The following is an 11,716-nucleotide window of genomic DNA, read 5'->3' as shown; positions in this document are numbered from 1 at the left end:
CTTTCCTAGAAGTGGAACCTTGCTGGAGCACTTGTCATTTGTTTTTACCGTCAAGCATCTCTCTTAACTCTTTGATGTCTTCCTCCGACAACTGCTCCTCTTTCAAAAAATTAACAAGCATTGGCTTAAAAGCCCCGCCATAAATTCTTTTCAGAAAAGATTGCGTCTCCGACTTCACACACTCGCCCTCAGAGACCAAAGGGAAATAAGCATACACTCTGTTCTCTTGTGTAAACGAGATTGCCTGTTTCTGTGCTAACCTGTTCAATAACGTTCGAATCGTTTTGGGCTTCCACTCTGTCCGCTCCTGCATGGCATCAATAACTTCATTGGCTGTGCGTGGTGATTCGTTCCAGAGTACCTTCATAACTTCCCATTCGGCATCCGTAATATGAGGGACCGTCTTCACATCGTTTCCTCCTTTCGGTTGGATTACAACTGTAATACAACTTGAATATTACAGTTGTAATCCAGCGATGTCAAGCTGCGTAGTTTAAGAAATAGAAAAAGAAAAAAACTATCCATGTTTAACATGGATAGTCTCTGAACCCTAATAACTAAATACCTGGAATCGGAACACGCTTGTGCTCGGTTTTCACATATTGCTTCTCCAGCTTTTCTTGAATCGCTGGATCAATTTGCTTACCTTCGAGGTAGTCGCTGTTATCACCGTAGGTGATGCCTAGCTCGTCCTCGTCGGTTTGGCCATCCCAAAGGCCCGCTGTAGGAGCCTTGTCTAACACGCTTTGCGGTACACCGATCTTCGCCGCAAGCGAACGCACTTGACGCTTGTTCAGCGTGCTCAGCGGTGTAATGTCGACTGCGCCGTCGCCGTACTTCGTATAGAAGCCGGTGACCGCTTCGGAGGCATGATCCGTGCCCACGACGATCAAGCCTAGCTCAAAAGCCAAGGCATACTGCATCACCATGCGCGTCCGTGCCTTGATGTTGCCTTTGCCGCCGCGGCTCACATGCTGGTGAACGCCGATGTGCTTGAGCCCGTATTCGACTTCGATCGCAATCTCGTCGACGGATTCTTCGATATTGTTCTCGATTTGGTATTTCAAATCGAAGGCTTTCGCCACCGCGTAGCTATCTTCGATATCGACTTGTTGGCCATAAGGCTGGAACACGCCGACGGTTTTGTATTCTTTGCCTTTTTCCGCTGTTAGCTCGTCTGTAGCTTGCTTACACAGTCCTGCTGCTACCGCGCTGTCGATACCGCCGCTAATCGCGATCAGCAGACCGTTCGCGTGCGCGCCAAGCACGTAATTTTTCAGGAAATCCACACGTTTGCGAATCTCTTCATCAATATCAATTTCAGGTTTAACGCCGAGCTTTGCGATAATTTCAGCTTGTAAACTCATGCAACTCTCCACCTTTTATCTAAATTTTGGAATGATGCCTTCTTTGAGATCTAGTATAGACTTTCGGCTCCCAAATTTCAAAGTGTAATCCACAACAGTGAGAAAAATGGCCATGCTGGTTCACTCGCGTTAGTCGATTTTTTCGACTATCTACACCCGTGATGGCGCCATTTTCCTCGCGATAGTCGATTTTTTCGACTATCTACACCCGTGATGGCGCCTTTTCACTCACGTTAGTCGATTTTTTCGACTATCTACACCCGTGATGGCGCCCTTTTCCTCGCGTTAGTCGATTTTTTCGACTATCTACACCCGTGGGGACGCCTTTTCACTCACGTTAGTCGATTTTTTCGACTATCTACACCCGTGGGGGCGCCTTTTCACTCACGTTAGTCGATTTTTTCGACTATCTACACCCGTGGGGGCGCCTTTTTCACTCACGTTAGTCGATTTTTTCGACTATCTACACTCGTGGGGGCGCCTTTTCACTCACGTTAGTCGATTTTCTCGACTATCTACACTCGTGGGGGCCCTTTTCACTCACGTTAGTCGATTTTTTCGACTATCTACACCCTACGTGCCTCTGGGCACACCAAAAAGAAAAAAGCCCACCTGCTCATTGGCAGGTAGGGCCTATATGCCTAACAATTATTATTTGCAATATTGTTCAAAAGCACCAATCAAATCGCCAGCGATCATGTCTGCGGAACGATCTTCGATTTGGTGACGTTGAATGAAGTGAGCTAGCTCACCATTCTTGAACAACGCGATGGATGGGGATGATGGCGGGTATGGTGCCAAGTACTCACGCGCTTTTGCCGTAGCATCCTTCTCTTGACCAGCGAACACGGTGTATGTGTAAGTTGGTACAGTTTCGTTTTGAAGAGCTTTCGCAACACCTGGACGACATTGACCAGCTGCACAGCCACAAACGGAATTCACGACAAGCAGCATCGTGCCATCCTTGGATTTCTCAATTGCTTCCTCAACTTGCTCAGGAGTCAGAAGCTCCGTAATTCCCAGACGAGTCAAATCTTCTCTCATCGGTTTAACCATATCTTTCATGTATGAATCAAAAGACATTGCCATATGTGCCACCCCTTAGGATTTAATAGTTACTCTTAAAACGTAATGACTATAACTTATATTATACATCCGTTAGCGGTGAAAGCAAAGTCCAATGTCGCTTGATAAAAATAGAAATAAAGCGAAAGCTGTTTAGGCTTCCGCTTTATCATCCTTATCATTCTCGATATCTTGACCCGGTTCGTAGGCAACATTTTTATCCGGATGGGTGAAAATACCACTTTGCGGCTTGATGCCTTCTTCAAATAGTTCGCGATTCTCTGCGCTTTGGAAACCAACATCCTTAAAGGGATGCACCCACTGGTCGCCTGCCATGACTTCGGGGTTCGTATCCGACGTCCATTGCTCCAGAGGGGAGTTCTCGGATTCATAATCATGATCGCCGATGGTCACGCCATACTCGTTCACGAATGGCGCACGCGGACCTCGCCCTTGCTCAAACTGCGGCAGAAAATCGATCTCAAAAGGATCTAGCTCACTCTGGTCCTTCGAAGAGGCGGCTGATTTCTTCTGATCTTGACTCATGTGGATGGGCGGTTGGGGCCATCCAATTTTTTATCATAGCCCTCTTTACTTGCAGGTTTTTTATCACGCTGTTGATTTTGCTGTTCTTGCTGGATTTGCGTTTTGGAATCATTCTGACTCATATCCATCAACTCCCTTCTGCCCGTAGTATGTGACAAAATAGGGAGATTCATTCCAATAATCAGCATGAGTAGATTCAGTAACTGTCCAGGGGTGAGATACAACGCGGTAGGCTCCGCTAAAGCAAAAAAGCTCTCAACCATCCCCGCTGCACCACCATAGAACAAGGTAATCTTCAGCAGCTTGCCTGTTCCTAGAACCGTTGTCGAACGAACTGTCCACAGCTGCTGCCACACCAGTAAAGGCACCAATAAGATCGCTAGGTACGCATGATGGGGATGAAATCTCGATACCGTACCTTCCACGCCAATTCCCCAGGGCAATTGGGTTGGCAGCCCGAATGAAGGCGTCAAAGCCGCATATAGGAATACAGCTGACGCAGCACCAATCGCGAGCATATCCAGTAAAACTCGCCAAGCAATACCATGCTTACGCACCTGATACGTTAAGTAGATGTACGCTAGTACGATGCCTACTACGATCTCCATCCTAGAGCCTGCTGTCAAAAGCAGCTTCATCGGGCTCTCCCATAGCAGGGATGGCTGTGTCAACAGACTACCCAATCGCCAAGTAAAGAACACGATCAAGACACTATTCAAAATCAGATCATCCATACCCTTTACGGCTCCCCGATCTGTATCAGACACTTCCAACTCTATCCGATTCCATTGCCGCACTACACGTCGCATCAGCCAAAACCCGAGCACACAAGCCAACAACAACGCGACTAACTGCCCCTGCAATTGCAGCGGGCCAATTTGTACCACTTCAGGCATAGGTGACCTCCGACTCTTTTTACCTAAACATAACATTAATGTGCTTAACTTTCGACAAAACGCTTACTATTTCCTGGGAAATTTTGCAGAAGAGCGTGAACGTTTGTCAAAATCCCTCGAACTTACTGATGAACGATCTCCAGAGTTCTTTGTCTCCATCCTATTTCCCGACAAAAGGAAACAACAGCTTCTGATTCTCGTTCGTATACATGTTATCCTTGGTGATGACCTCGGAACCCGTATCCATCACGCGTTTGACCGTTTCGCCGCGATGCGCTTGGAGTGCCGTTTTGACAGCGAGATATCCCATGTTAAAAGGCTTCTGCACGACCGTTGCTTGCAAAATCCCAGCCTCAAGGAAGGAAATTTCATTCATTGAGCTGTCGAAGCCGACAAGCTTTATCGTTCGCCCAGGGTCCATCTCCTTCAGGGCCCTCCCGGCGCCAATAGTCGAAACCTCATTCAAACCAAAAATGCCTTTGATTTCCGAGTGCTCCCTGAGAAGTTCCATCGTTTGCTCATACGCCTTGTCTTCAGATCCGTTACTATACAACGAATCTAGCAGCTTAACGGAAGCATCACTGTTCAAGCTATCCCGCACCCCGTTTTCGCGATCCATCTGGGTGGTCGAGGTTTTCACAAAGCTAACGATTGCGTACGTTGCTGGCCCTTGCACATAACCCTTCATCGTTTCCACAGCTTTGCGCCCTGCCGCGTAATTATCCGTTGCAATAAAGCTCTCCGATACGCCTCCCGCAAGACCTGAATCGACCGTGATCAGCGTAATCCCTGCATCTATCGCACGCCGAGCAACAGGAACTAGCCGATTGTAATCCGTTGCCGCCAGGATAATCGCCTTCGGCTTCTCCACTATGGCTTGTTCCACAAGTTTAATCTGTTCCTCGATTTGTGATTCCGAAGCAGTTCCCACGATCTTAATCTCTGCATTATACTCTTTCGCGGCTGCAAATACGCCTTGATTCAACACCTGCCAGAATTCCACATGTGGATCAATCGTCTTGGGGATCACAATAATTGAATTGTTCTTGGCACCCAATTGGTTAGCGAAGACTAGAAATCCCGTGATCAGAATAACGGCAGCGGCAAGCATAATCACAACAGCACTCACTCTAATTTTCAAAAAAAACACCTCACTTCTAACCTTCACTTTGACCCTGAACGGGCGGCATTTCAGGAAACGTAATCGTGACTGTCGTACCCTCTTCGAGTTCGCTTTCGAATTGCAACCCGTACAGCTCTCCAAAGTACAGCTGAATGCGGTGATTCACATTAAGCAAACCGAACCCTTTACCTGATTGTGATTGATGCGTCGTTTTCAGTCTTAAAGCCTTCAACTGCTCCTCGCTCATGCCAACGCCGTTATCCATAACCTTAAGCTCGATGACACCGTCCGACTTCCGCCCGGTAATACGGATATGCCCGCTTTCTGCCAAATGCTTCATGCCATGATAGATCGCGTTTTCCACGAGCGGCTGCAGCACGATTTTCAAACTACGATCTTCCAATAGATCCGCATCCACCTCGATGTCGTACGTGAATTTATTGCGGTAACGGATATTTTGTATCGTTAAATAGTTCTCAATATGAGCCAATTCCACACGAATAGGAACGAGTTCCTCCCCTTTGCTAATGCTCGAACGCAGCAGCTTGGACAAGGCAGAAGTCATCGTCACGACATCATCGACTTTCCCCATCTCGGCCATCCAAATAATCGAATCCAGTGTATTGTATAAAAAATGAGGCTGAATCTGCGCCTGCAAGGCCTTCAGCTCGCTAATTCGTTTGACCTCTTGATCTAGTACCGTCTGGCTCATCAGCTCTTTGATTTTGCTAATCATCAGATTGAACGTCCGTGACAGCTTGCTAATCTCATTCGCGCCTTCCACATCGACCCGGATATCGAAGTTCCCCTTCTCTACCTGCTTCATGTGAACTTCGAGTTGTTTAATCGGTTTGGTCAACGTGATCGACAGCCAAATCGAAATCGCCAGCGCAATAATAAGCGCAATTCCTCCCCACATGGCGGAGGTCAGCTGCATCTCTTTTTTGTTCCCACTGAGGTCACCGGCATAGGTTACGCCGACCATTTTCCAGCCAAAGCTCGTTGTTCGCACGGTATAGATCTTATTTTCATCCGTCACCACCGTTTCGAACGTACTATCCTTGGCCTGCATCAATGCACGGATATCCTCCGACTTCAAGCCCGAATACAGCAGCTGCTGCTGAGGATGATAAATGAGATCGCCGCTCTTTTCGAGTATGAATACGTACCCTCGCTGACCCAACTGAATTTGATTGCACAAATCATTAATGAGGTTAAAGTTCAGGTCAACGAGCAGCACCCCGCTTGCGCCACCTGGCTGCGGACTTGGCATCTGCTTCGAGATCGAAACAACCCATTTATATTCATTTTGATACACATGCTGCACATGGGAGGAGGAAATGACGATATCTCCCTTGCTCCTGCTCGCTTTGGTGTACCATTCCTGTGAAATCAACTCGGCGTAAGACTTAAATTCAGGTGACACCCGATCCGATACAACAGCACCATTCGAACCGATGAACACAATGGAAGCGATATCATTTCGCGAAGCAACGATTGTGCTGAAATAGCTGCTGATCTGACGCTTCAACTGCTGCGCTTCCGTATCCTGCGGATTTTTCATAGAGAGATATTGCTTCAGGTCCGTATTGCTCAAAGAAAGCGTAGAAATGCTCTCCATATTGCCAATATAAGTTTGGATATTCTTATTCACTTGCTCAAGCAGTTGGTTCGTATAGGTCAGCGAGGCATCCGTTACGGCGACTGTCGAGAGCCGATAGGCGCTATAGCTGAGAATGACGGTTGTACATAAAATTAAACAAGAAAAGGCCAACGCGAACTTCGTATGAATGCTTTTGAATTGAAAAGATCGAAGTAGACTTCTCATAAGAGCCCAGCCTTGTTGACGGCTCTGAACTCCTTCGGGGTCATACCTGTATGTCTTTTGAAAATAACACTAAAATATTGCGGATCACCATAACCTACCTTCGCTGCAAGTTCATATGTTTTGAGTTGCGTGGTGGCTAGCATTTCTTTGGCTTTATCTAACCGGTATCGGGTCACATACTCAATGAAAGTCTCCCCCGTATACGGCTTAAATAACGCGCTGAAATAGCTCATGCTCATATAGATATGATTGCACACCTGCTGCAGCGAAAGCTGCTCATCGGCATAATGCTCATGAATATAGGCAACAGCCGACTCCAACTGCGCCCCTGACACATGCGTACGTTTCTCTGCAAGCCGATCTACGAACGCTAAACAAATGCCCTCTAACCACAGCCGCACATCATCTAATGTCTTGCGTGTGTAGAGTTCCATGAACGAATGATCGCCAAGCACATCTCCATCATCCACCCCCGTCTCCACCCCAGCATTCATCAGGGCGACGAGCAGTTTGTGGAGCTTGCCGTAGCAAGATTCCATGGGACACGCTGACTTCTTCAAATCGTCGATCCACTCGTGCAGGGTGTTCGTGATGGCAGTCTTTTCACCTGTTTTGATCGCTGCGATCAATCTCTTCTCTGTACGTAAATAGCTCGAGTTATCTTGGCTGCTCCCGAACTCCATATCTCCAATAGCGATGATGCGATTATTCCCTAACATAAAGCGGTAATCCAATGCAGCAAGCGCTTCTTGAAAAGCCTTCGGCAGCTCCTGCAGTCCCTTGTACATGCGGCTAATGCCTACTGTGACGGTCATGCCCAAATATTTCTCTATACTGTATCTTGCTTGCTCGGCAAGCGTCTGACCGATGACCTCGACTTGGTTCTCCCTGCCTGAAACGAGACCGACAAGCTTATCATCACGAGTCCGAAAAACCGTACCGCCATGCTCCTTCTCTACAATTTCATGCAAAATATTATAAGCCGCAAATCGCAGCAGCTCCTCTTCCGCCACTTGGTCGCTGTACAGCTCCCTGCCAAAGTCATCTATGTCGAGTGCTAGGACAGTATGTCCGGCACCCTCTAAGTGCAGACCGAACATTGGAAGCTTTCGCTCGATCTCGTCTTGCCGCATGCCGGATGTGACCAACCGTTCCAAAAACCGCTCGCGCAGCAAGGGCATACTCTCTTGGAATTGGTGGCGAAGGAACGTGATGTCCTCGTGCTGCTTGCGCTCCTCATCCAGCTCGAGGCATAGCTTCTGCAGAAATTCCGTGAATTCTGCGCTATTGATCGGCTTCAGCAAATAGTCCTTTACCTTCAACTTAATCGCTTGCTTGGCATAGTCAAAATCCTCGTAACCGGTTACAATGACGACTTTAATCGTACGGTACTTGGCGACAATCCGCTCCGTGAGCTGAAGTCCGTCCATGAACGGCATATTAATGTCGGTGATAACGACGTCTGGCTGCAGCCGCTCAACCGCTTCGTAGGCGTCACGGCCATTATCGTAATCGCCGACAAGCTGGAAGCCGCAAGCTTCCCAGTTCGTCTTCTTCTTGATGCCTTCTCTGACTTCATCCTCATCATCTATCATGATGATTGTGTACATGGTCCGTTCACCTCTGGCTACATCGAATTAGGCTCTATGTGTATTGTACACAGCAGTCCCAGTAACTGGCAATGCATACTCCTTAGTCGATGCGCTGACAAACGCGCAAAAGAGGCTGCATGTTTACAGCCCCTATCGCTTGTATGATTATTTTCGAGAACCGATTACTTCTACAATACTTATGAAGGTACGTTATGACTAGACAAGAAGAACTCAAACTGGATCTCTTGATCCGCTGGAATCTGATATTCTTCATGAACAGGTGCACCCCAGCTGTCGTCCCCGCCAACACCCATTTGTTTGCCTGCAACAGTCACAACGGTATAATGAACTTCCGGAAGCTCAAAGGCATGATCAGCATGCTCGAGTTCAAATGCCGTATACGGAGACAAGTTGCACTCTACAGGTGCAACTGGATCTGACTGAATCGACAGGCCAATACCAGCCAAATCCGTCACATTCACACGGCGTACGCCCGTACGGTTACCCGATTCCTGTGGAACCAGATAAGGCGTAGGCAATTGATTCACCGGACGACTAAATACGCACAAACGTGCACCGAAATTGCGGTCGATATAATTTTCTTCAGGTCCCATCGCATACCACTCGGATTGACTATAATCTGCTGACATCTTGAATGATACAGCAAGTATCGGCAAATTCGGCAGACCCGCGGCACCCTTGTAATGTGTATTCACGCGAACATTTCCATTCGCTAATACCGTGTACGCAATTCGAACAGACACTTCCGTGTTAATGCTGAATTTGTAATCGAAAACGACAGTTGCTGAACCTTTTTCTTGGCTAAGCTCCCAATTGACGCATTTGCGAGCCAGACTAGCGGCATACCAAGCTCCAGCAGTGAAACTCATTGCAGTTCCTTTGTCATTATCCGTGGTAGCACGCCAGAACAATGGAACAGGCGGCGTAGCTATCATTTCGCGACCTTCGTATTTCAACGAAACGAGTGATCCGACTTGTTTCGAGAAAATAGCGATAAAGCCTTTGCCTGTCACGCTCATATTAACATCGCCCTCAACGACAACGACTTCGCCAGAAGGCTGCTCAACCTGACGGCTTGCCCCAACCACAAACGTCGTTTCGCCAAACGTAGTCTCAAATCCAGCATCAGCCCACAGCGTAGCTTCTCTTAGAACTAAAGAAGCCTGAATGCAGTACTCACCAGGTGTTCCTTCTACATCCGGCAATTCAATTGGCAGACTGAATTCACTCTGAGCTTCGACTTCGATATTCGCTTGCCCAGCGCCAATCTCTTTCCCCTCATGGAACAGACGGTACACAAGTACCAAATCATCTGTGTTCGCAAATAAATTCTCATTCACGATGTTAATATGAGTTCTCGTTGGTTCCAGCTTAATATTCTGATAAAGGAATTTAACTTCCTGCATTTTAGGTGTGATTTGACGATCGGCAAAGACGAGACCATTACCGCAGAAGCTGTAATCGGTTGGACGATCTTTGAAATCACCGCCGTATGCCAAAAACTCACGGCCATTTCGGTCTTTTTTCACAATTGCTTGATCGATATAATCCCAAATAAAGCCGCCTTGATACATCGGATATTTGTTCTCAAGCTCTGTATACTTATGCAGGCCTCCGACGGAATTCCCCATTGCGTGCATGTATTCACAGCTAATGTATGGTTTATTCGGCTCGCTGTTGAGATACGCTTCAATATCCGCTGGCTTCGCATACATCCGGCTTTCCATATCGCTGGTCGCATCATAATTGCGATCGTAGAATACACCTTCGTAATGAACAAGTCGTGTAGGATCTGTTTCACGGAAATAGTTAGACACATTGAGAATCACTTGCCCGGCATACGACTCATTACCGCATGACCAAATGAGAATCGAAGGATGATTCTTATCCCGCTCCACCATCGAAATCGCACGATCCATGACAATATCTTGCCACCCCATATCGTTACCTGGAATGTTCCAGGAAGGCTCAACTGCGCCCATCTTTTGCCATGAACCGTGTGTCTCTAAATTCATCTCATCAATAACATAGACCCCGTACTCATCACATAGCTCATACCAAAGCGTTTGGTTAGGATAGTGAGACGTACGAACGGCATTAATGTTACTGCGCTTCAACGTCTGAATATCCCACAGCATATCCTGCTTCGTAATCGCACGTCCGCTGCGGCTGTTAAACTCATGGCGATTGACACCTTTGAAAACAATACGTTTCCCATTGATGCACATTAGCTTGTCCTTCATTTCAAACCGGCGGAACCCAACCTTCTGAACGATGGCTTCAACTACATTGCCGCTCTCATCATAGATCGAGATACACGCGGCATATAGATATGGGCTTTCCGCACTCCAAGGCTGAACAGTACCTGCAGCAAGGTTGAAAGATAGGTTGCCTCCGCGGAATTCACCTTCTTCTGTCAGGCAGATTTGCCCTTCAGCATCCTTCAGTTCAAGCTTAGCGCGAACGGATGCCGTATGCTCATTGCGAAGCTTGAGCTCAATCTCAAGCAGCCCTTGCTCATACGCATCATCCAAATCTGCCTTCACACGCATATCCCACACATGGACTTTAGGTACGGTGTACAAATACACCTCGCGGAAAATACCCGACATCCGCCAGAAATCCTGATCTTCCAGCCAGCTTCCTGTGCTCCGCTGATAAACTTCTACGGCCAGTTTGTTCTCGCCTTCACGAATATGAGGCGTTAAGTCAAACTCGGCAGGCGTAAAGCTATCTTCGCTGTAACCGATAAATTCACCATTAAGCCAAACATAGAAAGCCGATTCAACGCCTTGAAACGAAATATAGACGGGCTTGCCAACCATCGTATTCGGCAATTCGAAATTTTTCACATAGCTGCCAACTGGATTATGCTCTTGCGAAATATGAGGAGGACGAAGTGCTTCAACACCGTCCCATGGATACATCGTGTTAACATATTGTGGCTGACCCCAGCCTTGCAGCTGGATATGACCAGGCACTTGGATATGCTCCCAAGCTGCGCAGTTATAATCCATTTGATAAAAAGACTGCACGCGGCTTGCGGGGTTAACCGCGTAACTAAACTGCCAGCGCCCGTTCAAGCTATGCCGCATGTCCATCGGTGCGCCAGCCTCCGCAGACGCCATTGAATGATAATAACGATGATCCGAATGGGCTTCCAACCGGTTCACTTTGAATACCCGTACATCTTGAAGCCAATCAAGGCTCGGTACCGAATGTTTCATTTATCTATGCCTCCCAAAAAATAAGACCCACGAAGGGGTCTCGAATTACAC

9 protein-coding genes are annotated in these 11,716 nt (G+C 47.5%); all 9 read right to left on the bottom strand.

Annotated features, from left to right (window positions below):
• Positions 1-34: 34 nt before the first annotated feature.
• The 9 genes from ACSQ8O_RS33045 to ACSQ8O_RS33005 all read right to left on the bottom strand — a co-directional run bounded on the left by ACSQ8O_RS33045 (position 35) and on the right by ACSQ8O_RS33005 (position 11,665).
• On the bottom strand, positions 35-367 hold the full coding sequence (locus ACSQ8O_RS33045) for a BlaI/MecI/CopY family transcriptional regulator (protein WP_063795619.1): 333 nt from the start codon (positions 365-367) through the stop codon (positions 35-37).
• A 190-nt stretch (positions 368-557) separates the two neighbouring features.
• Entirely contained in the window at positions 558-1,367 is an 810-nt protein-coding gene (gene nadE / locus ACSQ8O_RS33040) for an ammonia-dependent NAD(+) synthetase (protein WP_056617478.1), read from the bottom strand.
• 651 nt (positions 1,368-2,018) lie between these two features.
• Complete coding sequence (locus ACSQ8O_RS33035) at positions 2,019-2,456, bottom strand: BrxA/BrxB family bacilliredoxin (RefSeq protein WP_236288159.1); 438 nt, start codon at positions 2,454-2,456, stop codon at positions 2,019-2,021.
• A gap of 129 nt (positions 2,457-2,585) precedes the next feature.
• Positions 2,586-2,978, bottom strand: coding sequence for a DUF3905 domain-containing protein (locus ACSQ8O_RS33030; protein WP_436245153.1), 393 nt, complete (start codon positions 2,976-2,978; stop codon positions 2,586-2,588).
• Positions 2,975-3,874, bottom strand: coding sequence for a hypothetical protein (locus ACSQ8O_RS33025; RefSeq protein ID WP_436245152.1), 900 nt, complete (start codon positions 3,872-3,874; stop codon positions 2,975-2,977). Before ACSQ8O_RS33025 ends, ACSQ8O_RS33030 begins: the two co-directional genes overlap by 4 nt.
• 160 nt (positions 3,875-4,034) lie before the next feature.
• Positions 4,035-5,015 (bottom strand): substrate-binding domain-containing protein, encoded by a 981-nt coding sequence (locus ACSQ8O_RS33020; protein ID WP_436245151.1) that lies wholly within the window; start codon positions 5,013-5,015, stop codon positions 4,035-4,037.
• 16 nt (positions 5,016-5,031) lie between these two features.
• Complete coding sequence (locus ACSQ8O_RS33015; RefSeq protein ID WP_436245150.1) at positions 5,032-6,825, bottom strand: cache domain-containing sensor histidine kinase; 1,794 nt, start codon at positions 6,823-6,825, stop codon at positions 5,032-5,034.
• Positions 6,822-8,435, bottom strand: a complete 1,614-nt coding sequence (locus ACSQ8O_RS33010; RefSeq protein ID WP_436245149.1) for a response regulator — start codon at positions 8,433-8,435, stop codon at positions 6,822-6,824. The genes ACSQ8O_RS33015 and ACSQ8O_RS33010 overlap by 4 nt, the downstream gene beginning before the upstream one ends.
• 179 nt (positions 8,436-8,614) lie before the next feature.
• Positions 8,615-11,665 carry a glycoside hydrolase family 2 TIM barrel-domain containing protein gene (locus tag ACSQ8O_RS33005; RefSeq protein ID WP_436245148.1) on the bottom strand — a complete coding sequence of 1,017 codons (3,051 nt, stop codon included), beginning with the start codon at positions 11,663-11,665 and terminating at the stop codon, positions 8,615-8,617.
• Positions 11,666-11,716 lie beyond the last annotated feature (51 nt).

It is taken from the genome of Paenibacillus sp. LjRoot56, assembly GCF_964253335.1.
Lineage (GTDB): Bacteria > Bacillota > Bacilli > Paenibacillales > NBRC-103111 > Paenibacillus_E > Paenibacillus_E allorhizoplanae.
Note: the sequence above shows the minus strand (reverse complement) of the source record. Positions and strands in the feature narration are given on the sequence as shown.

Bases quoted from the DNA above. Each gene is read 5' to 3' on its own strand.
- ACSQ8O_RS33030 (WP_436245153.1), bottom strand. From the start codon at position 2,978: ATGAGTCAAGATCAGAAGAAATCAGCCGCCTCTTCGAAGGACCAGAGT.
- ACSQ8O_RS33010 (WP_436245149.1), bottom strand. From the start codon at position 8,435: ATGTACACAATCATCATGATAGATGATGAGGATGAAGTCAGAGAAGGC.
- ACSQ8O_RS33015 (WP_436245150.1), bottom strand. From the start codon at position 6,825: ATGAGAAGTCTACTTCGATCTTTTCAATTCAAAAGCATTCATACGAAG.
- ACSQ8O_RS33045 (WP_063795619.1), bottom strand. From the start codon at position 367: ATGAAGGTACTCTGGAACGAATCACCACGCACAGCCAATGAAGTTATT.
- ACSQ8O_RS33025 (WP_436245152.1), bottom strand. From the start codon at position 3,874: ATGCCTGAAGTGGTACAAATTGGCCCGCTGCAATTGCAGGGGCAGTTA.
- ACSQ8O_RS33035 (WP_236288159.1), bottom strand. From the start codon at position 2,456: ATGGCAATGTCTTTTGATTCATACATGAAAGATATGGTTAAACCGATG.
- ACSQ8O_RS33005 (WP_436245148.1), bottom strand. From the start codon at position 11,665: ATGAAACATTCGGTACCGAGCCTTGATTGGCTTCAAGATGTACGGGTA.
- nadE (WP_056617478.1), bottom strand. From the start codon at position 1,367: ATGAGTTTACAAGCTGAAATTATCGCAAAGCTCGGCGTTAAACCTGAA.